This is a genomic window from Kitasatospora sp. NPDC057965 (assembly GCF_042887135.1).
Classification (GTDB): Bacteria; Actinomycetota; Actinomycetes; order Streptomycetales; family Streptomycetaceae; genus Kitasatospora.
In genome coordinates this window covers 141,269-166,655 of sequence record NZ_JBHVPZ010000002.1, presented here as the reverse complement: position 1 = coordinate 166,655, position 25,387 = coordinate 141,269, and the positions used below count along the sequence as shown (strand labels likewise).

Here is a 25,387-nt window from a genome sequence, read left to right as displayed (position 1 = left end):
CTTCCGTGATAGGTTCTAACCCATGGCGAAGAGCGACCCCACCACCCCCCGCGAGCGCTACCGCACCCAGGTCCGCGCCGAGGTCATGGAACGCGCCTGGGAACAGATCGCCACGGCGGGCGCCTCCGCGCTCTCCCTCAACGCCATCGCCAAGCAGATGGGCCTGAGCGGCCCCGCCCTCTACCGCTACTTCGCCAACCGCGACGAGCTGATCACCGAACTCGTCCGCGAGGCCTACCGCAGCCTCGCGGACACCTTCGCGGCGGCCGCCGCCGACGGCGCCGACCTGGCCGGCCTCGCCCACGCCCTGCGCACCTGGGCCCTCGCCGACCCCCAGCGCTACCTGCTGGTCTACGGCACCCCGGTCCCCGGCTACCAGGCGCCCGAGGACACCACCGCGATCTCCCGGGAGATCGCCACCACCCTCCTGGACGCCTGCACCGCCGCCCTCCCCCCGGCCGCCCCCGCCTCCCCCCTCGGCACCCACCTCGCCGACCACCGCACCTGGGCCGCCGACCACCCCGCGCCACCCGAGGCGCTCGCCCTCTTCCTCACCCTCTGGACCCGCCTCCACGGCGTCCTGTCCCTGGAACTCGCCGGCCACTTCACCGGCCTGCAGTTCGACCCCGAGACCCTCTTCGACGCCGAACTCGCCGCCCTGCTCCCCTGACGGGTCGGTGCAGAGTGAGAACGGCACGGCTGCCGGTGAGCCGGACAGTCTTCTCATGCCTGGAGGCCGCCATCACCACCGAGACCGACCCGATCATCTGGATCCGCGACGGCGGCTGCGGCCTCGGGCCCTATCGTGCCGATCTCGTCGAGACGTACTGGCGGTGGGAGCAGCATCCGGCCTCACTGGTCGGGTACGGGCGGCAGCAGCCGGAGTCGCTGGAGGCCCGTACGGAGGGGATGGCTCGGCAACTACGCGGTGACAACATCCGGTTCACCGTCTACGAGCTCACGGGCGACGCCGACGCCGTGCCGGTCGGCGTCGCCACGCTGTTGCCGGATCCCGCCGTCCGGACGGCCGAGTACGTGGTGATGATGGCCCCGGAGGCGCGGGGGCGGGGGCTGGGGACGGCGGCGACGCGGCTGGTGCTGGACTACGCGTTCCACATCACCAATCTGCGGATGGTCTGGCTGAAGGTGCTGGCGCCCAACCGGCCGGCCGTCCGCACCTACGAGAAGGCGGGGTTCCGGACGGTCGGGGCGCTGCGGGAGGCCGGGTACTGGCTCGGGCAGGTCTGTGACGAGGTGGTGATGGACGCCCTCGCCACGGAGTTCACCGGACCTTCGGCGGTAACCGGGTAGCTCAGGTCCTCACACCAGCACCAAGGTCTTGCCGAGGGCGGTGCGTTGCTCGATGGCGGCGTGGGCGTCGGCGGCGCGGTCCAGCGGGAAGGTCTGGCCGATGAGGGGCCGGACCCGACCTGCCGCCGCTTCAGCCATGATCTCGCGGGCCCAGCGGTTGACGTGGGCGCCGAAGCCGAAGAGCTGGTCGATGCCGATGACCTCCACGCCCGCGCGGCGCGCGACCGCCGGATCGATGGAGGTGGCCGCTCCGCTCGCGGCGCCGTGCACGGAGAAGCGGCCGCCCCGCGCCGTCACCCCGAACGCCGCCCGGCCGATGTCGCCGCCGACCCCGTCGAACACCACGTCCGCGCCGGCGCCGGCGGTGAGGGCGCGCACTTCGCCCGTCCAGTCGGGTGCGCGGTAGTCGACTGCGGCGTCGGCACCCAGCTCGCGGACGACGTCGAGCTTCCGCGTGCTTCCGGCAGCGCCGATCACCCGGGCGCCGGCGGCGCGGGCGAGTTGAACGAGGAGGCTGCCCACCCCGCCCGCCGCGGCTTCCACCAGGACCCAGTCCCCAGGGCGGATCCGGGCGTATTCGACCAGCCCCTGCGCCGTGCTGCCGTCGCTGTAGAGCGCCACCGCCTCGGGCAGGCCCAGGCCGTCCGGAGCCGGGAAGAGCGCCTCGACCGAGGCCACCGCCCGCTCGGCGAAGCCGCCGGTCTCCCCGGTCCACGCGAGGACCCGCCGCCCCGCCCAGGCCTGGTCCACCCCGGGACCGACCACGTCCACACGGCCGGCGACCAAGCCGCCCGGCACGTACGGCAACGCCGGCGGCTCGTGCCAGGGATCGGTGCCACGCCTGATCTGCGTCTCGATGAACGTCAGCCCGGCCACCTCCACCGCCACCACGACCTGCCCCGGTCCCGCCACCGGATCCGGCACCTCCCCGAGGACCAGTTCCTCGGGCCCTCCGAAACGGTGTACCTGTACGGCGCGCATGCTGCCTACCCCCTGCTCGTGTGTCAGTGCGAACACTGCGAGCCTGCAAGATCAACCCGACTTGAGGTCAAGGCTGCGTCCGGCCCTACGATCACTCCCCCAGCCATGCGAGACCCCCGATGAATCGCACCTTCGACGACGAGCTGACGGCGATCGGGGAGGCCCTCAGGCATCCGGTTCGACAGATCAGGTGCCACCAGCTCCAAGGCGCCGCGTCGTCAGGCGTCGCGCCGGATCGGCTGGACGGTCGACGCGACGGACACGCGTCAGGGTGTTCCTCGACGGGGTCGGGCGGGGTTGGTCGACGGCACCGACTCTGCTGCCCACAACCGTCGGCGGTCATCGGTGATCACCCCGAGATCGGCCGCGAACGCTCCCCTGGGGGTCAGACGTCGAACAGCGCCTCCCCGGCGGGCTCCGGCTCGGGCGCCAGGACGGCGCGGAGGTCCTTGACGGTGCGGCGCCAGGCGGGGCCCTCCTCGCTCTCGTCCCACAGCTCGGCGAGTTCGGACTCCTCGGCGAGTACGCGGTCCAGTGCCTCGGCGGCGAGCGGGCGCAGATCGGTGGGGAAGACCGGGAGGGGCTCGTCGGGGCCGTAGCTGGTGGTGACGGGCTCGCCGCCGGGGCACTGGGAGGCGACGAGGGCCGCGGCGGCGACGGCCTCCACCGCCTCGTCGACGTCCAGGTAGTCCTCGGCCCCGGTGTCGGCGGCGAGCGTCAGGACGCGGCGGACCACGGCCACTCGTTCGGCCAGGGGCGTTTCGTCCAGCGTGCCGGAGAAGTCGGCGGCGGTGTCGTTGTCGAAGTGGCCGATGTCCCAGGTACCCATGGTGATCTCCTCAAGTCGGTGACGGCATCCTCGCACCGGCCACTGACAATCGGGCACACGGGATGCACGCAGGTCAGCCCGCGAGGCGTCGGCGGCGGGCCCGCTGGCGGCAGGTGGCGCCGCAGTAGCGCACCGGGCGGCCGGTGGGCCGGACGGCGATCGCGGCCCCGCACTCCTCGCAGGACGCGACCGTGGCCCCGTGGCCACCGAGGCCGTCACGAAAGCCGCGCACTTCCGTGACAGGAGCGGAAGGCCGCAACCCGTCCAGGGTCAGCCGGACGAGCCTGTGGCCGGCCGCTCGATCACGGCGCGCGGTGAGCATCGAGACGCACCCGAGGGTGAGCGCGACGACGTCCTCGGGGCCGATGTCGGCGCGGACGCCGCCGACCCGCTGCGCCGCCTCCAGCAGTGCCGCCAGCACCTGGCGGAACCTCAGCACCGAAGCCGTGAGCACCGGTCGCGGCCAGCTCGCGTCGGAGGCCACGACATCGCACATGGGCCCGCGCCGGTGGGACGTCTCCACGACGTCGAGGAGGAACCCGAAGAACGCCTCGGTGGGCGCGAAGCGGGCCATCCGCCGCTCGCCGGAGGCGACCAGGTCGTTCAGGTGCTGGACGAACACCGCCTCCAGCAGCGCCTGCTTGCTCGGGAAGTGCCGGTACACGGTGCCGGCGCCGACACCCGCCCGGCGGGCGATCTCGCCCAGCGGGACGTCGAGCCCCTGTTCGGCGAACGCCTCGCCGGCGGCGGACAGCACCTTGGCCCGGTTGCGGCGGGCATCCACCCGGTCGCCACCGCCGATCACTGCGGTCATGTCACGAAACCCCTTGCCCCTCCCGAGCCAACCGGGTTGGAGTATTCCAGATACCTCGGGCCGATCGCTCCGGTTCCCCACCGGGCCCCGAGAAACACGGAGGACAACATGACCACCGAACCCGACACCGCCTGGGCCACCGTCGCCGTGACCGGCGCCACCGGCAAGCAGGGCGCCGCGACGGCACGGCGGCTGCTGGCCGGCGGCCGGGCGGTGCGCGCGCTGGTCCGGGACCCGTCCGCGCCCGCCGCCGTGGCGCTCGCGGACGCCGGGGCCGAGCTGGTCCGCGCGGACTTCGACGAGCCGTCGAGCCTCGAACCCGCGCTGGCCGGCACCACCGCGCTGTTCGCCGTGCCGCCCGTCGCCTACGGGCCGAAGGGCATCGACCAGGAACTGGAGTTCACCCGCGGCCGGGCGCTGGCCGACGCCGCGGTGGCCGCCGGCATCCGGCAGGTGGTGTTCACCGGCGTCGCCTCGACCTCCGGCGCGGCGTTCGCGGCCCCCGGGAAACGGCGCGTCGAGCAGTACCTGCGCGAGCGGTTCCCGCTGGTGACCGTGCTGCGTCCGGTGCGGTTCATGACGAACTACTTCGGGACCGGCGTCGGCCTCGACGGGATCGTCGACGGCGTCCACCGGCACCTGTTCACCCCGCACGACCCCCTTCAGGTCATCGCCCTGGAGGACATCGCCGAGTTCGCGGCCCTGGCCTTCGAGCAGCCGGAGCGGTTCGCCGGACGGACCCTGGAGCTGGCCGGCGACGACCTCACCCCGGTCGAGGCCGCCGCCTTGATCAGCTCCGCGACCGGCATCCCGGTGCGCTACGAGTACGCCACCCACGAGCAGGCGACCGCGCTGAACCCGGAGTTCGCGGAGGTCCGGCGGCAGTGGGCCGCCGGACACCGCTGGCACGCCGACATCGAGGCACTGCGCGTCATCCACCCCGGGCTGCGCACCCTGGCGGACTGGCTCGCCGAGACCGGCGCCGCCGCCCTGCGCGCCCGCCTGCTCGGTACCCCGTAGCGGCGGGCGCGCGGCCGGGCGCGCTCAGCCGCCGGCGGCGTCGGTGATGCGGGCCTCCAGCGCGGCGGCCAGCGACTCGACCGCGGCCGGGGTGAAGGCGTGCTCGTTGTAGCGCAGCCAGCAGACCAGCGACCCGTCGGGCTGCTCGGTGGCGGCGAGTTCGGGCACGTGCCGGTCGCCGCCGGGCAGGGGGTAGGGGACGGTGGCGCTGCGCGGGACCTCCCAGGCCGTGCAGGCGAGGCCGGGGAGCTGGGCGGGGGCGTTCCAGCTCTCGTAGCGCAGCCAGGCGGCGAACGGCGCCAGCGGGCTGAACTCCGCGAACGGGTAGAGCTGGTGGTCCAGCGCCGCGGTGGCGGTGTCCCGGACCCGGGCGAGGAGTTCGGCGAAGCCGGGGGCACCGGAGGCGTCGACCCGCAGCAGCAGGGACTGGACGAAGCAGCCGACGGCCTGTTCGGCCTCGGGGGTGGTGCGGCCGGGTACGGGGGTCATCAGCACGAGGTCGTCCTGGCCGCTGCGCTCCGCCAGCAGGCCGAGCCAGACGGTGGCGAGCGCCTGGAAGGGGGTCGCCCCGGCCTCGGCGGCCCGCTCGCGCAGTGCGGCGGCCCGGGCGGCAGGGACGGTGAGGCGGTGGGCGGCGCTGAGCACCGTCTCGGTGTCGGCGCGGCCGGGGAACGGGTGCACGGCCTCGGGCGCGCCGGCCAGGGTCCGGGCGAAGTGGGCCCGGGAGACCGGCCAGTGGGCGTTGGCGCCGGCGACCAGCTCACCGAGCGTCGGCATCGGGCGCGGCGGGGGCGCGGGACGGCCGCGGCGCAGCGCCGAGTAGATGACGCCGAGGTCGCGCAGCAGGACGCCGACCGACCAGCCGTCACCGACGATGTGGTGCACGGCGAGCAGCACGGCGTGGTCGTCGGGCGCCCGGCTGACCACGGCCAGGCCGGTCATCGGGCCCTCGCCGACGTCGGTGAGCCGGTCGCGCACCGCGATCAGCCGGGCCGACACCTCGTCGTCGCTCTCGCCGGGGGCGTCGACCAGGATGGCCTCGACCTCCGGCTCGGCGTCGACGACGGCGCGCCGGACCCCCGGTACGGCGCCCGGCACCGGCACGAACCGGGTGCGCAGCGCCGGGTGGCGACGCACCGCCTCGTACAGGGCCTCGGTCAGCAGGCCGGGGTTCAGTGCCTCGGTGACGCGGAACATGACGGCGACCGAGCCGACGTTGCGGCCCTCGGCCTCGGCCATCCAGCGCAGGAAGTTCTCCTGCTGGGAGGTGAGCGGGATGTCGTGCGGCTGGGCGCGCAGTTCGCGCAGGAACGGGGAGAGGTCGACGTCGTCCACCGGGAGCAGGGCGTCGGCGTTCTTCGGGGCGGCGGCGAGCCAGGCGGCCTGGGCGCGCAGCGAGGGGCGTTCGAAGACCAGGGCGGTAGTGGCGGTGACGCCGAACTCGGCGGACACGGCGGCGGCCAGCTGGACGGCGCGGAAGGAGTCGCCGCCGAGGGCGAAGAACTCCTCCTCCACGGCGTCCACGGGCCGGCCGAGGATCCGGCGCCAGACGGCGGCGAGGGCGCGTTCGTGCTCGGTGGCGGGCGGAGTGCCGACGGCGGCCGGGGCCGGTTCCTCGAAGCGGGCGCGCAGTTCGTGCTTGACGACCTTGCCGCTGGGGTTGCGGGGCAGCCGGTCGGTGAGCAGGATGCGGACCGGCAGTTCGGCCCGGCCGAGCCGTTCGGCGAGGAAGAGCCGCAGTTCGTCGAGGTCCAGGCCGTCGGCGGCGGGCACCACGGCGGCCACCGGCACGGCGCCCATCACGGGGTGCGGCAGGCCGAGCGCGGCGGCGTCGGCGACGCGCGGGTGGGCGTGCAGGACGTCCTCGATGCGCAGCGTGGAGACCTTGAGGGCACCGGACTTGATGACGTCGCTCTCCCGGTCGACCAGGTGGAGGTAGCCGTCGGCGTCGAGCCGGCCGAGGTCGCCCATCCGCACCCAGCCGTCCCGGAAGACGGCGGCCGAGGCGGCGGCGCCGGCCGTGTAGCCGCGCGGCGGGCCGGGCTGGCGCAGCCAGACCTCGCCGACGGCGCCCGGCTCGACGGGCCGGCCGTCCTCGCCGAGCAGCCGCAGGTCGCCGGGGTTGGCGGGGCGGCCGACCGAGCCGGGGCGGCGGGCGTCGACGACTGCGGATATCTGGGCGGGGGACGCCTCGGCGGAGGTGTAGGTGTTGACCAGGGTCGCGGTCGGCAGGGCCGTGCGCAGGGCGGTGGCGACGGGGGCGGGCAGCGCGGCGGCGGAGGAGCTGATCAGCAGGACGCTGCCGAGGTCGTGCCGGGTGGCGACGCCCGAGTTGAGGAGTTCGACGGCCATCGACGGGACCAGGAAGACGGTGCCGACCCGGTGCTCGGCGACGGTCCGGCCGAACTCCTCGGCGTCGAAGCGCGGCAGGCAGATCGTCGCGGGCGCGGCGACCAGGGCGTTGACCAGGACCACCTGGGCGGCGTTGGTGCCGATCGGGAAGGCGTGCAGCGCGTGCGCGGAGTGGGCGTAGGGGCGCGGGCGCGGGTCGAGCTTCTGGCCGGCGGTGAGGCTGGCGTGGGCGGCGTGCACGCCCTTGGGCGCGCCGGTGGTGCCGGAGGTGCCGATGACCTGGGCGAGGTCGCCGGGGCCGGGGCGGTGCGGCGGTTCCCCGTCGCCGTCGCCGTCCGTCTCCAGGTCGGCCGGCCGCAGCGTGCGCAGGCCGGCGGCGGAGGCGCGCTCGTCCTCGGCCGAGTGGGCGACGGCGAGGGCCGCCGCGCTGTCGCCGGCCAGCCGGGCGGTGTCCTCGGCGCTCAGGTCCTCGCGGACGACGACACCCGCCGCGCCGGCGTAGTGCGCGGCCAGGAAGGCCACCGCGTAGTCGTCCCAGGCCCGGTTGGGGAAGAGCAGCAGCACCCGCTCCCCCGGCCGGACGCCGGCCCGGGCGAGGCCGTGGGCGGCGCGCACCGCGCGCTCGCGCCAGGTCCGGTAGTCGAGCGGGGGGCGGCCGGGGACGAGCAGCGCGGGCCGGTCGGGGTGCCGCCGCGCCCGGTCGTCGAGCAGGTCGGGCAGGGTGAGCGCGGCGGGCTCCGGGACGGCGGTGGCCGAAACGGCGGTGGCGGGCGCGGCGCTGACGGTGGTTCGGGTGCTGATGACGACTCCCGGAAGAGGCCAGGACGGGTGGCTGGTCCAGACCGTAGCGGCTCGGCGCCGTCGCCCGCCAGAGCTGTCCGGCGGTCCGGCGGATCTTCGTCGAACGGAGGCTGCCCTAGCCCGCCCGGGCGGTCCCGGGGGTGTCGTGGCGGCGGGTCGCCGCGGGCGGCGGTCGCCCGGCCTACCGTGGGCCAGCCGCGGGCCGGTCCACCGGAGGGAGTAGCGATGCCCAGACCGAACCACCGGGTCGCCCTCGCCCTGGTGCTGCTGCTCGCCTGGGCGCTGGCCGGCTGCGGCAGCGGCGGGGGGTCCGGGGGCGGCGGGGCGGTCGTCCTCGACTGGTACAACTTCCCCGACGACTCGGGCGCGTTGCAGCAGGCCGCGGACAACTGCGGCCGCGACTCCGGCGGGCGCTACTCGATCCGCTACAACAAGCTGCCGCGCATCTCCGACGGCCAGCGCCAGCAGCTGGTGCGCCGGCTGGCCGCGCACGACACCGGCGTGGACATCATGGGCCTGGACGTCACCTGGACGCCCGAGTTCGCGGAGGCCGGCTGGGTGCGCGAGTGGACCGGCGCGCTGCGCGAGCGGGCGAGCGCGGACACCCTGGCCGCCGCGCTGCGGACCGCCACCTGGAAGGACCGGCTGTACGCCGTCCCGTACAACTCCAACACCCAACTGCTCTGGTACCGCGACGACCTGGTGTCCACCGCCCCCGCCACCTGGGACGAGATGCTCGCCGCCGCACGGCGGCTGGCGGAGCAGGGCAAGCCGCACTTCGTCGAGGTGCAGGGCGCGCAGTACGAGGGCCTGACGGTCTGGTTCAACACCCTGGTGACCAGCGCCGGCGGCTCGATCCTCACCCCCGACGCCATGGCGCCCTCGCTGGGCGAGCCGGCCGTCACCGCCGCGCGGGCGATCCGGGACCTGGCCGTCTCCCCCGCCGCCGACCCCTCGCTGTCCAACCAGAAGGAGGACGAGAACCGGCTGGCGATGGAGTCCGGCACCGCCGCCTTCGAGCTCAACTACCCCTTCGTCTATCCGTCGATGAAGGAGAACAAGCCCGAGCTGTTCCCGCACTTCCGCTGGGCGCCCTACCCGTCGGTCGTCCCGGGGCGGCCGGCGACGGTGACCATCGGCGGCATCGACCTCGCGGTGGGCGGCTACTCGCGGCACCCGGATGCCGCGCAGGAGGCCGTCCTGTGCCTGCGCAACCGCGAGAACCAGCTGACCAACGCGCTCAAGGGCGGCCTGCCGCCGTCGCTGCGCAGCCTGTACACCGACGCCGAGCTCACCCGGAGCTACCCGTTCGCGGCGGACGTGCTGAAGGCCCTCGACTCCGCGTCGGTGCGGCCGCAGACGCCCGCGTACCAGAACGTCTCGATCGCCGTCGCGCACGCCCTCTCGCCGCCGTCGTCGGTGGATCCGGAACGCACGGTGGCGGACCTCTCCGGCCAGATCAGGGACGCGCTCGGCTCGAAGGGGTTGATTCCATGACCGCGACCAGGACGAGGACCGCGGGAGCCGGCCGGCTCTCCGAGGGCTCCCGGCAGGAGCGGCGGCTCGGCTGGCTGCTGTGCGCCCCCGCCGTGCTGGTGATGCTGCTGGTGACGGCCTATCCGGTCGGTTACGCCGTCTACCTCTCCTTCCAGCGCTACGACCTGCGCTTCCCGGACCGCTCCGCGTTCATCGGCTTCGCCAACTACGGCGCCGTGCTGACCTCGACGTACTGGTGGCAGGCGCTCTGGGTGACGGTGGTGATCACCGTCGTCTCGGTGGCGGCCGAGCTGGTGCTGGGCCTGGCGCTGGCGCTGGTGATGCACCGGGCGATGGTCGGGCGGGGCCTGGTGCGCACGGCGGTGCTGGTGCCGTACGGCATCGTCACCGTGGTGGCGGCCTACTCCTGGCAGTACGCCTGGACGCCCGGCACCGGGTACCTGGCGGCGCTGCTGCCGGCGGACAGCGCGCCACTCACCGAGCACTGGCCGGCGATCGGCCTGATCGTGCTGGCCGAGGTGTGGAAGACCACCCCCTTCATGGCCCTGCTCCTGCTGGCGGGCCTGGCGCTGGTGCCCACCGAGACGGTGCGGGCGGCGATGGTCGACGGTGCCGGCTTCGGGCAGCGGCTGCGGCTGGTGATCCTGCCGCTGATGAAGCCGGCCATCCTGGTGGCGCTGCTGTTCCGCACCCTGGACGCGTTCCGGATCTTCGACAACATCTACGTGCTGACCGGTGGCGCCAACAACACCGGCTCGGTCTCGATCCTCGGCTACGACAACCTGTTCACCGCGCTCAACCTGGGCATCGGCTCGGCGATCTCGGTGCTGGTGTTCCTCTGCGTGGCGGCGATCGCCCTGGTCTTCGTCAAGGTGTTCGGCGCCGCCGCGCCCGGCGGTTCGGCGGAGCACCGGTGACCGCCCGGCGGGCCCGGTCCGCGGCGGGCTGGGGTGTGGTCAACCTGGTGGTGGTGCTGTACGCGCTGTTCCCGGTCTGGTGGATCGCCGCGCTGTCGTTCAAGGACCCGTCCACCCTGACGGACGGCAACTTCGTGCCGCGGGTCTGGACGCTGGAGAACTACCGCGGCATCTTCCGCACCTCGGAGTTCACCCGGGCGCTGGTCAACTCGATCGGCATCGCGGTGATCTCCACCACCATCGCGGTGGTGCTCGCCACCATGGCGGCGTACGCGGTGGCGCGGCTGCGCTTCCCCGGCAAGCGGCTGCTGATCGGGATGTCGCTGCTGATCGCGATGTTCCCGCCGATCTCGCTGGTCTCGCCGCTGTTCGAGATCGAGCGGGTGCTGGGGATCTTCGACACCTGGGTGGGGCTGATCATCCCGTACATGACCTTCTCGCTGCCGCTGGCGATCTACACGCTGTCGGCGTTCTTCCGGGAGATCCCGTGGGAGCTGGAGAAGGCCGCCAAGGTGGACGGCGCCACGCCCGCCCAGGCGTTCCGGCTGGTGATCGCGCCGCTGGCGGCTCCGGGTGTGTTCACCACCGCCATCCTGGTCTTCATCTTCTGCTGGAACGACTTCCTCTTCGCGATCTCGCTGACCTCCACGGACGCCGCGCGCACCGTGCCGGCCGCGATCGCCTTCTTCACCGGCAGTTCCCAGTTCCAGCAGCCGACCGGCTCGATCGCCGCCGCGGCCGTGGTGATCACGGTGCCGATCGTGCTGTTCGTGCTCTTCTTCCAACGCCGCATCGTGGCCGGTCTGACCGCCGGCGCAGTGAAGGGATGACGCGGACCGATGGCGGAGATCGTCCTCGACGGCATCAGCAAGCGCTACCCGGACGGCTCGGTGGCCGTCCACGACCTCGATCTGACCGTCGCCGACGGCGAGTTCGTCATCCTGGTCGGCCCCTCGGGCTGCGGGAAGTCCACCACCCTGAACATGATCGCGGGGCTGGAGGACATCACCGGCGGCACCCTGCGGATCGGCGGGCAGGTGGTCAACGACCGGGCGCCCAAGGACCGGGACATCGCGATGGTGTTCCAGAGCTACGCGCTCTACCCGCATATGACGGTCCGTCAGAACATGGGCTTCGCCCTGCGTCTGGCGAAGACCGACAAGGCGGTGGTCGCCGCCAAGGTGGAGGAGGCCGCCCGGATCCTCGACCTCACCGAGCACCTGGACCGCCGGCCCGCCAACCTGTCCGGCGGCCAGCGCCAGCGCGTCGCGATGGGCCGGGCGATCGTCCGCGACCCCAAGGCGTTCCTGATGGACGAGCCGCTGTCCAACCTGGACGCCAAGCTGCGGGTGCAGATGCGCACCCAGATCTCCCGGCTGCAGCGGCGCCTGGGCACCACCACCGTCTACGTCACCCACGACCAGGTGGAGGCGATGACGCTCGGCGACCGGGTGGTGGTGCTGCGGGCCGGTGTGGTCCAGCAGGTCGGCCCGCCCCAGCGCCTGTACGACCGGCCGGCCAACCTGTTCGTCGCCGGGTTCATCGGCTCGCCCGGCATGAACCTGCTGCACGGCCGGCTGGAGGACGGCGCGCTGCGCACCGCGCTCGGCGACCTGCCGCTGGGTGACCGGCTGCGCCGGCGGCTGACGGCCGCGAACGCGCCGCGCGAGGTGGTGGTCGGCATCCGCCCGGAGCACTTCGAGGACGCCGCGCTGCTGGAGCACCCGGTCGGCGGCACGACCGTCACGGTCGGGGTCGAGGTGCTCGAATCGGTCGGCTCGGACGTCTACGCGCACTTCACCGTGGAGGGCGACGCGGTCTCCGGCGGCGGTCTGGAGGAGATCGGCGCGCGGCAGGCGGAGGCGGGCGCGGGCGCGCCGGGCCGGGAGGTGGTCGCCCGGATCGGCACCACCACCCGGGCGGCCGAGGGCGCCCCGCTGGAGCTGTGGATCGACACCGAGCGGTTGCACGTCTTCGATCCGGACACCGGGGCGGCGCTCAGCGGCGAGCCGGGTGAGGAGCGGGAAACGGACGGTTAGACCACGCGGGAAGGGGCAGGCGGGGGCGCGACCGACCCCGCTCCCCCGCTGGACGTGCCGTGCCGGACGGTTCGGGCGATCATGGGGGAACGCGCCTCGAAAGGTGGAATGCGATGTTCCAGCTCCTGTGGATTCTGCTCATCGGCTTCGTGCTCGGCGTGATCGCCAAGCTCATCCTGCGCGGCCCGCAGGCCATTCCGTGGTGGCTGACCATGCTGCTCGGCGCCGCCGGGGCCTGGCTGGGCAACGCGGTCTCCGGATGGATCGGCGTGCGGAACACGTCCGGGATCGACTGGATCCGCCATCTGCTCCAGCTCGGCTTCGCCGTCGCCCTGGTCGCGGTCGTCGCCCCCGCCTGGAGCACCCGCCGGACCAGATGACGGTCCGGCGCGACGGCGTCCGCGACGGCGCGGCTAGACTCGCACGGCCGTACCGCGGACCGGCCGCGGTGCCGCCGAACTCGCGAGGGAACAGACGATGGTTGAGGCCTCCCCGAAGGTCGTTGTGGTCGTGCCCACCTACAACGAGCGGGAGAACCTTCCCGTCCTCGCCGGACTGCTGGCCGACCTCGACCTGCCGAACCTGCACCTGCTGGTGGTCGACGACAACTCCCCCGACGGCACCGGCGAGGTCGCCGACAAGCTGGCCGCCGAGTCCGGCGGCCGGATCCGGGTGCTGCACCGCACCGAGAAGGACGGCCTCGGCCGCGCCTACGTGGCCGGCATGACCAGGGCCCTGGAGGAGGGCGCGGACGTGGTCGTGCAGATGGACGCCGACCTCTCCCACCCGGCCTCCGTGCTGCCGCTGATGGTGACGACCCTGCTGGCCGACGACACCGCGGTGGTGCTCGGCTCCCGGTACGTGCCGGGCGGATCGACGGCCGAGGAGTGGCCGTGGCACCGCAAGGCGCTCTCCGCCTGGGCCAACCTCTACGTGAACACCATCCTCGGCCTCGGCGTGCGGGACGCCACCGCCGGCTACAAGGCCTGGCGCGCGCAGACCCTGCGGGCGATCGACCTGCCGTCGGTGCAGAGCAACGGGTACTCCTTCCAGGTCGAGCTGAACCACCGGGTGGTGCGGCAGGGGCTCACCATCAAGGAGGTGCCGATCCGCTTCGAGGAGCGGGTCGAGGGCGCGTCCAAGATGAGCCTCGGGGTACAGGTGGAGTCGGCGCTCGCACCGTGGAAGCTGCTGCGCGAGGGGCGCCGCGACAAGCCGTAGGGAAGGAGGGCCGCGTGGTCCTGGCGCCCGACCGGGCCGCCGCACTGGTGCGGCGCGCCGCCCGCGAGCCCTTCGCCGTGCAGACCGCCCGGGCGACCGTCGCCGCCACGCTCTCCTACGTGGTGGCGACCTGGCTCAGCAGCGAGCCGGCCCCGCTGACCGCGCCGCTCACCGCGCTGCTGGTCGTCCAGGTCACCGTCTACTCCACGCTCACCACCAGCATCCGCCGGGTGAACTCGGTGGTGGTCGGCGTGCTGATCGCGATCGGCTTCAGCACGGTGGTCGGGCTCTCCTGGTGGAGCCTCGGGCTGATCATCCTGGCCTCGCTGGTGATCGGCCGGTTCGTCCGGGTGGACGAGTTCGTCCAGGAGGTCGCGATCAGCGCGATGCTGATCCTCGGCGTCACCCAGGTGACCTCCCGGGCCTGGGACCGGGTGCTGGAGACGCTGATCGGCGCGGGCGTCGGCCTGCTGTTCAACCTGGTCTTCGCGCCACCGGTCTGGGTGGACACCGCGGGCGAGTCGATCGAGGACCTCTCGCGCCGGGCCCGGCACCTGCTGCTCGACCTCTCCGACCAGCTCGGCCGGCCGACCCCGGTCGCGGACGCCGCCGAGCGGCTGCACGAGGCCCGCCGGCTCGACCAGGCGATCGCGGACGTCGACGCGGCGCTGCGGCAGGCGGAGGACAGCCTGCGGTTCAACCTGCGGGTCAGCGAGGGGCTGCTCTCCCGGCTGGTGCTGCGCACCGGGCTGGACACCCTGGAGATCTGCGTCGTGGTGATCCGGGTCATCTCGCGCTCGCTGACCGACCTCGCCAAGCGCCGCGCGCCCGGCGAGCCGCTGGTCTCCCCGGCGCTGGCGGTGGCGATGGAGGAGCTGTTCGCGCACGTCGGCGGCGCGCTGGTGAGCTTCGCCGTGCTGGTGACCACCCAGGTCAGCCTGAACGCCGAGGAGGCCGAGGAGCGGCTCAACTCCGAACTGGCCGCCGCCTGGGCGAGCCGGGAGAACGTCGCCCGGCTGCTGCTGGAGCAGGTGCGGGCGGACCCGGACGCCTGGCACCTGCTCGGCTCGCTGCTGACCGAGGTCGACCGGATCCTCGACGAGCTGGACCTGGAGCACCGCTCCCGGCGGCTGATGGAGGAGCTGGACCGGGCGTCGGTGGCGAGCCGGGAGCGGTTCTCCCGGCTCGGCCGGCTGCGCCGGTGGGTGCGCGGCGACCGTCCGGGGTTCGGCCGGGCGCGGCGCCGGCGCAAGCGGGCCGGGCGGGGCTGAGGCGGGGCCTCCGGGCGGGAGCGCGAGGCCTCAGGGCATCGACCAGGGGTCCTGCGGGAGCGGGTGGCCGGTCTCCAGGTAGGTCTTCAGATTGGACAGCACCGCCGACCAGCCCGCCTCGGCGTCGGCGCGCTCGGCCTCGTCGGCCAGGTTGTCGTGGGTGACGGTCAGCCGGGTGAGGTCCCGGTGGGAGCGCAGCTCGAAGGTCACCCGGGAGGGCCCGCTCACCCGCTCCTGCCCGGGGCCGGACCAGGTGGTGACCAGGCGGTTCGGCCGCTCGGCCACCTCCACCGTGCCGAAGGCGTCGGCGACGCCGGAGCCGTCCGCGCGCTGGTGCTCCCAGCGGGCGCCCGGCTGCCAGGTGGAGACGTTGCGGTGGCCCCAGTAGAGGCCGGACTCGTCCGGATTGGTGAGCGCGTGCCAGACCCGTTGCGGGGTGGCGAGAAGGTAGGAGACGTGGCGGTAGGCGGGGACGGCCATGCGCTCACCCCTCGGCCGCGTCGAGCAGCTGCCGGATGTCGATCCTGCGCATGGTCAGCATGGCCCGGGTCACCCGGGCGGCCTTCTCCCGGTCCGGGTCGGCGATCAGGTCGATCAGGATGCGCGGGGTGATCTGCCAGGAGAGGCCCCAGCGGTCCTTGAGCCAGCCGCACTGGCTCTCCTGGCCGCCGCCCTCCAGCAGCGCCGCCCAGAGCCGGTCCACCTCCGCCTGGTCGTCGCACTGCACCTGGAGCGAGACGGCCTCGGTGAACGGGAAGACCGGGCCACCGTTGAGGGCGACGAAGGGGCGGCCGTCGAGTTCGAAGGCGACGGTCACCACCGTGCCGGGCGTGCCGGGGCCCGCCTCGGTGTAGTGGGTGACGCCGGTGATCCGCGAGTTCGGGACGACCGAGGTGTAGTAGCGGGCGGCCTCCTCGGCCTGGTCGTCGTACCAGAGGCATGGGGTGATCTGCTGCATGGAGCCGACGGTAGCGGCGGGCCCGGGCCGGGCGGCCGCGCCACGGCCGGGGGTCACCGGTTCGGCGCCCCCGGGCCGCGGCGCGGGCCGGGGGCGCCGGTGGCTCAGTGCACCCAGCCCGCGTAACGGCGGGTGAAGCGCTGGCCGGTGGCGGCGGTGACCAGCACGTCGTAGCGGCCCTGCCTGTCCAGCGGCCAGGTGAGGTTCGTCTGCTTGCCGGGCCGCACCCAGACGGTCTGCGCGGTGCCCGCGAAGTCGTTCGGCGCGACGGAGAAGCAGACGTCGGTCATGCCGTCGTTGACCAGCTGGAGGGTGAGCTGGCCGGACTTGGCGAGGTCGGCGGTCACGATCGGGATGCCGACGTCGTTCTGGCCCTCCGGGACGCTCGCGCTGCCCGCGCCGTCGCGGATCACGGTGCCGGCGAAGCGGCGGACGAAGCCGTCCGGGCCGTGCACGGTGAAGTCGTAGCGGCCGTTGGTCGCCGCGGCCTCCCAGACGTACGTCGCCGAGGCGCCCGGCGCCACCGTGAAGGGCGTGCCGGCGAACGGCAACGCGATGTTCGGGTAGACGGTGTACGGGAAGGCGACGGCGCCGTCGTTGCTCATCGTGCAGGTGACCCGGCCGGTGCGCCGGTCCACCTCGGCCTCGGCCCAGGGCTGGTACGGCAGATGGCGGTGCGGGCGCTCGCCGCGCTCCTGGACCGGCATCGACTGGGCGCCGACGGCCGGGAGTTGCACGCCCGGCAGCTTCGTCCCGGCGTCGGCCCTGGCCATCAGGGCGTTGGTGTCGGGGAGTTGCGGGATCGAGTGGTCGGGCGCAGCGAAGTCGAAGCAGCTGGTGAGGTCGCCGCAGACGGCGCGGCGCCAGGCGGAGATGTTGGGCTCGGCGACGCCGGTCACCTGCTCCATGAAGCGCAGCACCGAGGTGTGGTCGAAGACCTGGGAGTTGACCCAGCCGCCGCGCGACCAGGGCGAGACGACCCAGAGCGGCACCCGGTTGCCCAGGCCGATGGCGCGGCCCTGGGTGAACTCCTCGGGCGTGCCCGGCTCGGGAGTGGGCGGCACCATGTGGTCGAAGTAGCCGTCGTTCTCGTCGTACATCACCAGGAAGACGGTGTGCCGCCACACGTCCGGGTTGGACATCAGCGACTGCAGGGCCTGGTTGACCCAGTGCGCGCCGTACGCCGGGCCCGCCTCGGGGTGCTCGGAGAACAGGTAGGGGGCGACCAGCCACGAGACGGTCGGCAGGGTGCCGTCCTTGCAGTGCGCGTCGAAGGCCGCCGGGTCGAACTTCGTCATCGCGTTGAGGTAACGCGGGTCGTCCTCGGGGAAGTGGTGGAACTGCTTGAAGTAGGAGAGCGCGTTGTCGTCGTAGTCGCCGGTGCGGTCGTCCTTGCTGGGGTTGTGGTAGACCCGCCAGCTCACGCCGGCCTGCTGGAGGCGCTCGGCGTAGGTGGTCCAGTCGGCGACGGGGTTGTCGGTGACCGGCGTGTTGTCGATCCAGGGGCCGGTGGTACCGTCGCGGCCGGGGCCGGCGGTCCCGGTCCACAGGTAGAGCCGGTTGGGGTCGGTCGGGCCGGCGAGCGAGGTGAAGTAGGCGTCGCAGAGGGTGAAAGCGTCGGCCAGCGCGTACTGGTAGGGGATGTCCTCACGGGTGAAGTAGCCCATGGTGCGCTCGCCCTTGGCGGCGATCCACTTGTTCATCGCGCCGTTGTTGATGGCCTGGTGGCCGGTGGCCCAGTCGTGCGGCAGGCCGCCGGCGTTCTGCGCGTTGTACTTCGAGGTGTCCATCCGGTACGGCAGCATCACGTTGCCGTCGCTGCGGCGCGGGTCGGGCTGGCGGAACACGTCGGTGCCGTCGGGGAACTGCAACGCCTGCTTGTCGCCGAAGCCGCGCACACCGCCGAGGGTGCCGAAGTAGTGGTCGAAGCTGCGGTTCTCCTGCATCAGCACCACGACGTGCCGGACGTCCTTGATGGTGCCGGTGAGCCGGGCCGGGGCGGAGGCGGGGGCGGCCTGGGCCGGGGCGGCGGGCAGGCCGGTCAGGGCGGCGGCGCCGGCGGCCGCGGTGGCGCCGACGAAGGTGCGGCGGGAAAGGTCGGACATCGCGAACTGGCCTTTCAGAGCTGGAAGGTGGCGACCGCGGCGGCGGTGTCGGAGGGCCACTGATTGGCGGCGAGGGCGGCCGGGTCGGCGGCGGTGGCCGGCCAGTCGGCGACCAGGGTGTGCGCCTCAACCAGCTTCAGCCGGCCGCGGTAGAGCACGTAGTCGATCCGGTCCTGTGGCTCGGCCTTGCCGGCGGCGCGCTGCTTGCGGACCGGTGACCAGGTGGTGCCCGGCGCCTTGGCCGGGTCCCGGTTCTCCTCGCGGTAGGTGTCGGTGAGCCCGGCGGCCTGGAGCACCGCGGTGACCGGCCAGTCGAGCGCCCCGACGCCGCTGTGCGCGGCGGCGGTGGCGGCCGTCCAGTCCAGGTGGGACGGCGAGGACAGCCCGCCGGCCAGGACCACCGGCACGCCGGCGGCGGCGTCGGCCTGTACGGCGGCGGCCAGCGCCCTGGCCTGCCGGAGGCGGACGGAGGCGTTCTCGGCGGCGGTGATCTGCGCGGCGGTGCGCCCGTCCTGGGCGGCGTACGGGCCGTAGTCGGCCTCGTCCAGGTGCGCGCTCCAGACGCGCACGGCGCGTCCGCCCGGCAGTTGCACGCTCGCCGCGGCGGCGGGCAGGTCGGGCGTCGGCGCGGTGACGGCGGTCAGCGGGTAGCGGCTGAGGATGCCGACGCTGCCGGCGCTCTGGTGGGCGTACCAGCCGAGGGCGTCGGCGAGGGTCCTCGCGGCCGTGCCGGCCGTCTCCTGGAGCGCCAGCACGTCCAGGCCCTGGGCCAGCACGACGCGCAGCTGCTTCTCGACCGCGTCGGTGAAGGCGGAGCCCGCGTCGGCGAGGTTCCAGCTCGCCACCTTGAGGCGCGGCGCGGCGGCCGGATCGGCGACCGGGAGCAGCACGGTGAGGGTGTCGGTGGCGCCGGTGGTGTCCTTGACCCCGACGAGCAGCACCTCCGGGGTGCGCGGCGCCTTGCCGGCCGGCGCGGTGCCGGTGACGGTGCCGTCGGCGGCAACCGTCAGCCAGCCCGGGCCGGAGACCTTGCGGAAGGCCGCGCCGCCGGCCGGGTTGCCGGCGGGGCGCGACCAGAGGCCGCCGAGCTTGACGGTGACGGCCCCGCCCGGGGCCACCGGGGTGGCGGTGAAGGCGTCGACGACGGCGTGCGGGCGGAGCACGGCGGGCTTGGGGCGGAAGGTGAAGGGCTCGGTACTGGCGAGGATGCCGTAGCCGTCCTTGGCGAGCAGGTAGGCGGTGTACGGGCCGCCGGTGAGCGCGGAGGTGTCGAGCTGGACGTCGCCGGCGGTGCCCGGGGTGTACTTCCAGAGCAGCGAGCCGCCGTTGCCCGGCCGGCGGGCGCCGTCGTAGATGCCGACCCAGTTCTTGGGGTCGGGGGCGTCGGTGGTCCAGTGGAAGGTGAGGCGGTCGCCCTCGAAGGGGTTGTTCGACGGCGTGGACGGGTTGGACGGAGCGATGGTCAGGGTGCTGCCGGTGGCCACGGATGTCCTGTCCGCCGCTCGGGCACCGGGCCGTCGGGGGGTACCGGACCGGTGCCGTCCGCGGCTGCTGACGGAGGCTGGGAGGAGGAGCCCCATCGACAGTTGGCTGTACAACTGTGGGGCGTGGCCCATTCATCCGAAGGTCAGCGACCGGGACGTGAACGAAACGTGACGCAATGTCGGGAGGTTCGGGAACTGTGGCGCCGGGGCAGCCGGGCGCCGTGGATCAGTCCAGGCCGCGGGCGTCGCGCAGGCGTCGGGAGAACGCCGCCGGGTCGACCAGCGGGTCCGGGTAGCCGGCCGGGCGCCGGTCCAGCAGCCACGGCCGGTGCACCGCCCGCCCCGGGACGTGCGCCAGCTCCGGGACCCAGCGCCGGACGTAGGCGCCGTCCGGATCGAGCCGGTCGGCCTGCGCCAGCGGGTTGAGCACCCGGTTCGGCCGGGTGTCCGTCCCGGTGCCCGCCACCCACTGCCAGTTGAGCTGGTTGTTGGCGAGGTCCCCGTCCACCAGCAGCCGCAGGAAGTGGCGCGCCCCGATCCGCCAGTCCCGGTAGAGGGTCTTGGTGAGGAAGGAGGCGGTGACCAGCCGGGCCCGGTTGTGCATCCAGCCCTCGTGGGCGAGCTGGCGCATCCCGGCGTCGACCAGCGGGATGCCGGTGCGCCCGGCGCGCCAGGCGGCGCACTCCTCGTCGTCCTCCGGCAGCCAGTGGTCGCCCCGGTCGCGGTAGGCGTGCCGGGCGGCCTGCGGGCGGGCGGCGAGCACCTGGTGGTGGAAGTCGCGCCAGACCAGCTGGCGGACGAACGCCTCGGCACCGTCGCCGCCGTGCCGCAGCGCCCCGGCCGCCAGCTCGGTGGCGGACAGGCAGCCGAAGTGCAGGTACGGCGAGAGGCGCGAGGTGGCGTCGGCCGCGAGGTCGTCGTGCAGGTCGGCGTAGCGGTCGAGGTCGTGGCGCTGGTAGCCGCGCCAGAGCCGCCGGCCGGCCCGCTCGCCGCCCGGCGGGAGCGCGGGCGAGTCCGGCCGCGCGGTGGGGACGGGCTCGCTCACGATGCCGTCCGGCGTGCGCAGGCTCCCCGGCGGGCGGTGGACCGTCCGGCGGGGCGCCTGCGACCAGGCGCGGAAGTACGGGGTGAAGACGGCGTAGTGGTCCTTGCCCGCGGGGGTCACCGCGCCGGGGACGACGGCGGTGAGCGAGCCGTCGTGGACGTGCAGGCGGTCGCCGAGCGCGGCGCGCAGCGCCTGTTCGCGGCGCTGGGCGAAGGCGCTCACGCCGGCGGCGACGTGCACCGAGGCGGCGTGCAGTTCGGCCGCGAGCCGGGCGGTGGCGGGGGCGGCGGGTCCGCGGCGCAGCACCAGCCGGCCGCCGAGCGGGCGCAGCGAGGCGTCCAGGTCGGCGAGGCAGCCGGCGAGGAAGGCCGCGCGGTTGGGCGCGGCGAAGCCGGTGGCGGCGATCTCCGGGTCCAGGACGAAGAGCGGGACGACCTCGTCGGCGGCGGCGCGGGCGGCGTGCAGCACGGGGTTGTCGTGCAGGCGGAGGTCCTGGGTGAGCAGGGCGATGGCGAGAGTCATGGAGCGACGAGCCTGGCACGGCCGGGGCCCGCGCGGGGTGCGGCACGCAAACGGCGGGGGCGCGCGCCGTAGCGGCACGCGCCCCCGCCGGGGGTACGGGGTCCGAAGCCCGGGCTCAGGCCAGGGCCAGGAAGAGCTTCTCCAGCTCGGCCTCGCTCATCGGCGGCGCGTCGGCGTCGGCGCCCGCCATGCACTGGCGCATGCCGCTCGCCACGATCTTGAAGCCGGCCCGGTCGAGGGCCCGGGAGACGGCGGCCAGCTGGGTCACCACGTCCTTGCAGTCCCGGCCGGCCTCGATCATGGCGATCACGCCGGCCAGCTGCCCCTGGGCACGCCGGAGCCGGTTCAGGACCGCACCGACGGCTTCCTCGTCCACCTGCATCTCAGGACCGCCTTCCGCTGTCGACTACCGGCTGTCCAGTGTACCCCGTGGGGTATCACTGCCCCGGTGGTCGACGGCGGGGGCGGGCGACCGGGCGGGCGGGGCGCTCAGCGGCGGGCCAGCCGCCGTTCCCCGCCCGTACCGGTGGCGTAGTCGAGGCCGTAGTGCGCGAACACCTCCGGCTCGGCCTCGGCGGGCAGCACGTCGTCGACGCCGATCGACGGCGCCGCCTTGACCAGCGCCCGCGCGAACGCCACCTTGACGTACCCCGGGCCCAGCACGGCCCCGTCCAGCGGCACGAAGACCAGCTTGCTGTTGACGTTCAGCCCGACCGAGACGGCCGGCCCCACCGTCACGGTCGCGAAGTACGGCTCGTCGCTGGCGGTCTCGACGTAGACGGACTCCAGCTTGCCGATCTTGTGCCCCTTCTGGTCGAGGACGGCCTGACCCCGCCACTCCCTGATGTCGGCCGGAACGATCTCGGCGACGGCCATGGCGACCTCCCGTAGCCGCCCCACGGCGGCGGCACCTCGGTTGGGCAGAGCCCCGGACACTCCCATCGTCCGCCGGGAGCGCCGAGACCGCCCGCCGGGCCGCCGCTCGCCCGATCGGGTGAACGCGCGGGCACGCGGCCGTCCCCGGGCCCCGCCGTGACGGGCGAGCGGCGGCAACCGTCCCATTCCGCACAACCGGGGGTGAACCGGCCAACGGCGCACGGGAGTCCACTCGAACACCTACGCTGTCCGCCGACGGACCATCGGATCACCGAAGCGGAGACGGGGCGGCAGTGGTGAGTTACGAAGAGATGTGGGAGCAGGGCGAGCCGGGCGTCCCCGCCGATCTCCGTCCGGAGATCCCGCACCCCGCCCGGATGTACGACTACTACCTGGGCGGGAAGGACAACTTCCCGGCCGACCGCGAGGCCGCCGAGCGCGCCCTGTCGGCCAACCCCGAGTTCCGGTCCACCGCGCGCGCCAACCGGGGCTTCCTCACCCGGGCGGTGCGCTGTGTGGCCGGCCTCGGCATCGACCAGTTCCTCGACATCGGAACCGGCATCCCCACCGCGGGCAACACCCATGAGATCGCCCAGGCGGTCGATCCCGGCGTCCGGGTCCTCTACGTGGACAACGACCCGATCGTGCTCGCCCACGCCCGCGCCCTGATGGGCGGCAGCGCCGTCGGCCGCACCACCGTCATCCAGGCCGACCTCCGTTCGCCCGTCGAGCTGCTGGCCGACGCCCGGGCCGAGAAGCTGCTCGACCTCGACCGCCCGACGGGCCTCGTGCTCGCCGCCGTCCTGCACTTCGTGCGGGACGAGGAGGAACCCTACGAGCTGGTGCGCACCCTGCTGGACGCGCTCGCGCCCGGCAGCCACCTGATCCTGTCGCACGGAACCGCGGACTTCCTGCCCGCCGAGGTCCGCGACCGGGTGACGGGGGTCTACAGCAAGGCCACCGCCCCCCTGGTCGGCCGCACCCGGGACCAGGTGCGCGCCTTCCTCGACGGCCTGGAGGTCCTCGACCCCGGGGTCGTCACCGTCCCCCTCTGGCGCCCCGACGGCGCCCTGCCCGAGGGCGCCGACCGCGTGAGCATGTACGGCGCGGTGGCCCGCAAGCCGTGACACCGGTGGAGCGGGCTACGCCGGCTTGCTCGCGCGGATCGAGTACATCAGCGGGACGCCGGGCTGCCCGTCCGGGTAGCGGAAGACCCGGTCGTGCTCCAGGACCGGGAAGCGGGCGTACAGCGTGAAGTCGTGCTCGTGGAGGAACTCGATCCGCAGGCCCTCCGCCGCGAGCGCGCTCACGACCTCGCCCACGCCGTGCTGCCACTCGACGGTCAGACTCGCCGCCGTGGGCGGCAGCTCGCCGTCGGTGTAGGTACTGGCCTCGTCCCAGACCATGGCCTCGCGGTGGAAGTAGTCGTGCTCCACCGTCCGGCCGTCCTCGGCCAGGGTGTCGGCGAAGGGGTGGAACTCCACGAGGTAGAGGAAGCCCCCCGGGGCGACCAGGGCCGCCGCCGTCCGTGCCCAGCGCTCGATGTCCGGGAGCCAGTTCAACGCGCCCAGGCCGGTGTAGACGACGTCGAAGCGCTGCCCGTCGAGTGCGTCCACGGCGTCGTGCACGTCGGAGACGACGAAGCGGGCGGTGTCGGCGCCGATCCGCGCGGCCAACTCGGTGGCGGCCTCCACGGCCGGCCGGGAGAAGTCCAGCCCGGTGACGGTCGCCCCGTGCCGGGCCCAGGACAGCGTGTCCTGCCCGAAGTGGCACTGGAGGTGCAGCAGGGACTTCCCGCGCACATCGCCGACCTCGGTGAGCTCGAAGTCCCGCAGCGCTTCCCGGCCCGCGACGAAGCCGGGCACGTCGTAGAAGTTGCTGGCGACATGGACCGGGACGCGCCCGTCCCAGCTGGCACGGTTGGCCGCGAGCCAGTCGGCGGGGGCGGTGATCTTCTCCATGCCCGCCACGCTAGACAGGCTCCGGCTCGCTGCTCAAGCCGTTTTTCCGACGTCGGGTGGTGACCGTCGGGTGGTGTCCTCAGGTGGCAAGGAGGGTGAGCAGCGGTGGGTGGAGGGGCCAGGGGAGGTCGGGGGCGGTGACGGCGAGGCGGAGGGCGCCGAGCAGGGGCGGGCCGTCGGGGGTGCGGAGGCGGGCGGCGGGCAGGCGGGCGGCGAGGGCGTCGAGGGTGGCGCGGTGCAGGGCGGTGAGGCGGAAGAGGCCGCCGGTCAGGGCGAGGTCGGGGGCGGGGAGACCGGCCGACGCGGCGGCGGCGGTCGCGGTGGCCGCGATCTCCTCGCCGGCGCGGCGGAGCAGTCCGGCGGCCACCGGGCAGCCCTGCTCGGCCGCGGCGGCGACGTCCGGGGCGAAGGCGGCGAGCAGGGCGGCGCGGTCGGGGCGCGGTTGCAGGGCGGCCGGGAGGTCGGTCACCGGGCCGTAGCGGCGTTCGGCGGCGGCCAGCAGCGGGGCCGAGCCGCCGGGGCGGCCGTCGTACGCCCGCAGCGCGGCTTCCAGCCCGGCGCGGCCGAGCCAGCCGCCGCTGCCGCAGTCGCCGAGCAGCTGGCCCCAGCCGTCGGCGCGCCGCCAGCCGGATCCGGGGTGGAAGCCGATGGCGACCAGCCCCGTGCCGCCGGCCACCGTCACTCCGGCGTCCGCGCCCAGCGCGCCCACGTGGGCGGTGATCGCGTCCCCGGCGAGCACCAGCTGCCGGGCCCCGGTGACGCGGGCGAGCGGACCGGGCAGGCGGGCGGCGAGGTCACGGCCGAGCAGGGCCATGCCGGTGGCACCCACCGCGACGGCCCCGATCCAGGCGCCGTCCGGCAGCCCGCCGGCGAGGCCCCGGAGGGCGGGGAGCAGGTGGTCGAGCAGCGCCCGCGCGTCCTGGCCGCCGGCCGCGGCCGACACCCGGGCGGGCGCGGCCAGCTCGGCCGTCCGTGCCCCCGCGAGCCCGTCCGGCCACCGGGCGGGCGCCAGCGCGAGCCGGATCCCGGAGCCGCCGACGTCGACCCCGGCGACCCAGCGCTCCCCCGGTGTCCGCTCCACGATGTGCCTCCAGGGCGGGTCGGTCCGGCCGGGGCCTGTCCCGCGGACTCCGCCGGAGCAGGCCGGACCCCGCGGCCGCGCGTGCCGCGAGGTCGACGACGGACCTCATCGTCCCAGAGTTCGTCATCCGGAGTTCGTCGCGGGCGAGGCCGTTCGTGGCCCCCGCCCGCCCCGTCCCCGTCCCCGGGCGGGCCGTTGGCGGGGGGTTGGCGGGGGGCGCGGGCGGGGTTGGTTTGACGGGTGGGGCGGGGAGGGCGAGGTGTTGGGCGGGGGGGGGGGGGGTGTGGGGGGGCGGGCGCGGT

At 74.3% G+C, this 25,387-nt stretch carries 24 protein-coding genes; 11 read left to right on the top strand and 13 right to left on the bottom strand.

Annotated elements, in window-relative coordinates; translation table 11 throughout:
• Positions 1-22 precede the first annotated feature (22 nt).
• Complete coding sequence (locus ACFVVU_RS02675) at positions 23-670, top strand: TetR/AcrR family transcriptional regulator (protein ID WP_387788005.1); 648 nt, start codon at positions 23-25, stop codon at positions 668-670.
• A gap of 101 nt (positions 671-771) precedes the next feature.
• The gene (locus ACFVVU_RS02670) at positions 772-1,311 is read left to right on the top strand and encodes a GNAT family N-acetyltransferase (protein ID WP_387788293.1); all 540 of its coding nucleotides are present in this window, start codon (positions 772-774) and stop codon (positions 1,309-1,311) included.
• Positions 1,312-1,320: 9 nt separating this feature from the next.
• Here ACFVVU_RS02670 and ACFVVU_RS02665 read toward each other — a convergent pair whose 3' ends face one another.
• From ACFVVU_RS02665 to ACFVVU_RS02655, 3 genes are all read right to left on the bottom strand, one after another.
• On the bottom strand, positions 1,321-2,223 hold the full coding sequence (locus tag ACFVVU_RS02665; protein ID WP_387788004.1) for a zinc-binding dehydrogenase: 903 nt from the start codon (positions 2,221-2,223) through the stop codon (positions 1,321-1,323).
• A gap of 454 nt (positions 2,224-2,677) precedes the next feature.
• On the bottom strand, positions 2,678-3,121 hold the full coding sequence (locus tag ACFVVU_RS02660) for a DUF4259 domain-containing protein (protein ID WP_387788002.1): 444 nt from the start codon (positions 3,119-3,121) through the stop codon (positions 2,678-2,680).
• Positions 3,122-3,194: 73 nt separating this feature from the next.
• Positions 3,195-3,935 carry a TetR/AcrR family transcriptional regulator gene (locus tag ACFVVU_RS02655; protein WP_387788000.1) on the bottom strand — a complete coding sequence of 247 codons (741 nt, stop codon included), beginning with the start codon at positions 3,933-3,935 and terminating at the stop codon, positions 3,195-3,197.
• Between the two features lie 108 nt (positions 3,936-4,043).
• Between ACFVVU_RS02655 and ACFVVU_RS02650 the strand changes: the two genes are divergently transcribed.
• Positions 4,044-4,955 (top strand): NmrA family NAD(P)-binding protein, encoded by a 912-nt coding sequence (locus ACFVVU_RS02650; protein WP_387787998.1) that lies wholly within the window; start codon positions 4,044-4,046, stop codon positions 4,953-4,955.
• Between the two features lie 24 nt (positions 4,956-4,979).
• On the opposite strand, the gene ACFVVU_RS02645 is transcribed toward ACFVVU_RS02650, so the two are convergent.
• Positions 4,980-8,018: an AMP-binding protein gene (locus tag ACFVVU_RS02645; protein WP_387788292.1), complete on the bottom strand. Its 3,039-nt coding sequence runs from the start codon at positions 8,016-8,018 to the stop codon at positions 4,980-4,982.
• A gap of 315 nt (positions 8,019-8,333) precedes the next feature.
• Here ACFVVU_RS02645 and ACFVVU_RS02640 point away from each other — a divergent pair, with 315 nt between their 5' ends.
• The 7 genes from ACFVVU_RS02640 (at position 8,334) to ACFVVU_RS02610 (ending at position 15,053) form a co-directional block, all read left to right on the top strand.
• Positions 8,334-9,605 (top strand): ABC transporter substrate-binding protein, encoded by a 1,272-nt coding sequence (locus tag ACFVVU_RS02640; RefSeq protein WP_387787997.1) that lies wholly within the window; start codon positions 8,334-8,336, stop codon positions 9,603-9,605.
• Entirely contained in the window at positions 9,602-10,522 is a 921-nt protein-coding gene (locus ACFVVU_RS02635; RefSeq protein WP_380683331.1) for a carbohydrate ABC transporter permease, read from the top strand. Before ACFVVU_RS02640 ends, ACFVVU_RS02635 begins: the two co-directional genes overlap by 4 nt.
• The gene (locus tag ACFVVU_RS02630) at positions 10,519-11,352 is read left to right on the top strand and encodes a carbohydrate ABC transporter permease (protein ID WP_380683330.1); all 834 of its coding nucleotides are present in this window, start codon (positions 10,519-10,521) and stop codon (positions 11,350-11,352) included. Before ACFVVU_RS02635 ends, ACFVVU_RS02630 begins: the two co-directional genes overlap by 4 nt.
• A gap of 9 nt (positions 11,353-11,361) precedes the next feature.
• A complete protein-coding gene (locus ACFVVU_RS02625) occupies positions 11,362-12,561 on the top strand; it encodes an ABC transporter ATP-binding protein (protein ID WP_380683329.1) in 1,200 nt (399 codons plus the stop codon).
• Between the two features lie 113 nt (positions 12,562-12,674).
• Positions 12,675-12,941, top strand: coding sequence for a GlsB/YeaQ/YmgE family stress response membrane protein (locus ACFVVU_RS02620; RefSeq protein WP_380683328.1), 267 nt, complete (start codon positions 12,675-12,677; stop codon positions 12,939-12,941).
• Between the two features lie 97 nt (positions 12,942-13,038).
• Complete coding sequence (locus tag ACFVVU_RS02615) at positions 13,039-13,782, top strand: polyprenol monophosphomannose synthase (protein ID WP_380683327.1); 744 nt, start codon at positions 13,039-13,041, stop codon at positions 13,780-13,782.
• A gap of 14 nt (positions 13,783-13,796) precedes the next feature.
• Complete coding sequence (locus tag ACFVVU_RS02610) at positions 13,797-15,053, top strand: aromatic acid exporter family protein (protein WP_380683326.1); 1,257 nt, start codon at positions 13,797-13,799, stop codon at positions 15,051-15,053.
• A gap of 30 nt (positions 15,054-15,083) precedes the next feature.
• Here ACFVVU_RS02610 and ACFVVU_RS02605 read toward each other — a convergent pair whose 3' ends face one another.
• The 7 genes from ACFVVU_RS02605 to ACFVVU_RS02575 all read right to left on the bottom strand — a co-directional run bounded on the left by ACFVVU_RS02605 (position 15,084) and on the right by ACFVVU_RS02575 (position 22,043).
• The gene (locus tag ACFVVU_RS02605) at positions 15,084-15,533 is read right to left on the bottom strand and encodes an SRPBCC family protein (protein WP_387787995.1); all 450 of its coding nucleotides are present in this window, start codon (positions 15,531-15,533) and stop codon (positions 15,084-15,086) included.
• A 4-nt stretch (positions 15,534-15,537) separates the two neighbouring features.
• A complete protein-coding gene (locus ACFVVU_RS02600) occupies positions 15,538-16,011 on the bottom strand; it encodes a VOC family protein (protein WP_387787993.1) in 474 nt (157 codons plus the stop codon).
• A 104-nt stretch (positions 16,012-16,115) separates the two neighbouring features.
• Positions 16,116-18,116, bottom strand: coding sequence for a phosphocholine-specific phospholipase C (locus tag ACFVVU_RS02595; RefSeq protein WP_387787991.1), 2,001 nt, complete (start codon positions 18,114-18,116; stop codon positions 16,116-16,118).
• 14 nt (positions 18,117-18,130) lie between these two features.
• Positions 18,131-19,600, bottom strand: coding sequence for an endonuclease/exonuclease/phosphatase family protein (locus tag ACFVVU_RS02590; protein WP_387787989.1), 1,470 nt, complete (start codon positions 19,598-19,600; stop codon positions 18,131-18,133).
• A gap of 226 nt (positions 19,601-19,826) precedes the next feature.
• Positions 19,827-21,167: a cryptochrome/photolyase family protein gene (locus ACFVVU_RS02585; protein WP_387787987.1), complete on the bottom strand. Its 1,341-nt coding sequence runs from the start codon at positions 21,165-21,167 to the stop codon at positions 19,827-19,829.
• 115 nt (positions 21,168-21,282) lie between these two features.
• Positions 21,283-21,549, bottom strand: coding sequence for a metal-sensitive transcriptional regulator (locus tag ACFVVU_RS02580; RefSeq protein WP_355376282.1), 267 nt, complete (start codon positions 21,547-21,549; stop codon positions 21,283-21,285).
• A gap of 107 nt (positions 21,550-21,656) precedes the next feature.
• Complete coding sequence (locus tag ACFVVU_RS02575) at positions 21,657-22,043, bottom strand: PRC-barrel domain-containing protein (protein ID WP_380689114.1); 387 nt, start codon at positions 22,041-22,043, stop codon at positions 21,657-21,659.
• Positions 22,044-22,354: 311 nt separating this feature from the next.
• On the opposite strand from ACFVVU_RS02575, the gene ACFVVU_RS02570 reads away from it, so the two are divergent.
• On the top strand, positions 22,355-23,170 hold the full coding sequence (locus ACFVVU_RS02570) for an SAM-dependent methyltransferase (RefSeq protein WP_380689112.1): 816 nt from the start codon (positions 22,355-22,357) through the stop codon (positions 23,168-23,170).
• A 15-nt stretch (positions 23,171-23,185) separates the two neighbouring features.
• On the opposite strand, the gene ACFVVU_RS02565 is transcribed toward ACFVVU_RS02570, so the two are convergent.
• Both ACFVVU_RS02565 and ACFVVU_RS02560 read right to left on the bottom strand, forming a co-directional pair.
• Positions 23,186-24,004: a class I SAM-dependent methyltransferase gene (locus ACFVVU_RS02565; protein ID WP_380689110.1), complete on the bottom strand. Its 819-nt coding sequence runs from the start codon at positions 24,002-24,004 to the stop codon at positions 23,186-23,188.
• A gap of 79 nt (positions 24,005-24,083) precedes the next feature.
• Entirely contained in the window at positions 24,084-25,085 is a 1,002-nt protein-coding gene (locus ACFVVU_RS02560) for a BadF/BadG/BcrA/BcrD ATPase family protein (protein WP_387787985.1), read from the bottom strand.
• Between the last annotated feature and the right edge of the window lie 302 nt (positions 25,086-25,387).

Bases quoted from the DNA above. Each gene is read 5' to 3' on its own strand.
- ACFVVU_RS02595 (WP_387787991.1), bottom strand. From the start codon at position 18,116: ATGTCCGACCTTTCCCGCCGCACCTTCGTCGGCGCCACCGCGGCCGCC.
- ACFVVU_RS02605 (WP_387787995.1), bottom strand. From the start codon at position 15,533: ATGGCCGTCCCCGCCTACCGCCACGTCTCCTACCTTCTCGCCACCCCG.
- ACFVVU_RS02575 (WP_380689114.1), bottom strand. From the start codon at position 22,043: ATGGCCGTCGCCGAGATCGTTCCGGCCGACATCAGGGAGTGGCGGGGT.
- ACFVVU_RS02585 (WP_387787987.1), bottom strand. From the start codon at position 21,167: ATGACTCTCGCCATCGCCCTGCTCACCCAGGACCTCCGCCTGCACGAC.
- ACFVVU_RS02655 (WP_387788000.1), bottom strand. From the start codon at position 3,935: ATGACCGCAGTGATCGGCGGTGGCGACCGGGTGGATGCCCGCCGCAAC.
- ACFVVU_RS02675 (WP_387788005.1), top strand. From the start codon at position 23: ATGGCGAAGAGCGACCCCACCACCCCCCGCGAGCGCTACCGCACCCAG.
- ACFVVU_RS02600 (WP_387787993.1), bottom strand. From the start codon at position 16,011: ATGCAGCAGATCACCCCATGCCTCTGGTACGACGACCAGGCCGAGGAG.
- ACFVVU_RS02570 (WP_380689112.1), top strand. From the start codon at position 22,355: ATGTGGGAGCAGGGCGAGCCGGGCGTCCCCGCCGATCTCCGTCCGGAG.
- ACFVVU_RS02615 (WP_380683327.1), top strand. From the start codon at position 13,039: ATGGTTGAGGCCTCCCCGAAGGTCGTTGTGGTCGTGCCCACCTACAAC.
- ACFVVU_RS02640 (WP_387787997.1), top strand. From the start codon at position 8,334: ATGCCCAGACCGAACCACCGGGTCGCCCTCGCCCTGGTGCTGCTGCTC.
- ACFVVU_RS02625 (WP_380683329.1), top strand. From the start codon at position 11,362: ATGGCGGAGATCGTCCTCGACGGCATCAGCAAGCGCTACCCGGACGGC.
- ACFVVU_RS02660 (WP_387788002.1), bottom strand. From the start codon at position 3,121: ATGGGTACCTGGGACATCGGCCACTTCGACAACGACACCGCCGCCGAC.
- ACFVVU_RS02620 (WP_380683328.1), top strand. From the start codon at position 12,675: ATGTTCCAGCTCCTGTGGATTCTGCTCATCGGCTTCGTGCTCGGCGTG.
- ACFVVU_RS02650 (WP_387787998.1), top strand. From the start codon at position 4,044: ATGACCACCGAACCCGACACCGCCTGGGCCACCGTCGCCGTGACCGGC.
- ACFVVU_RS02565 (WP_380689110.1), bottom strand. From the start codon at position 24,004: ATGGAGAAGATCACCGCCCCCGCCGACTGGCTCGCGGCCAACCGTGCC.
- ACFVVU_RS02635 (WP_380683331.1), top strand. From the start codon at position 9,602: ATGACCGCGACCAGGACGAGGACCGCGGGAGCCGGCCGGCTCTCCGAG.
- ACFVVU_RS02580 (WP_355376282.1), bottom strand. From the start codon at position 21,549: ATGCAGGTGGACGAGGAAGCCGTCGGTGCGGTCCTGAACCGGCTCCGG.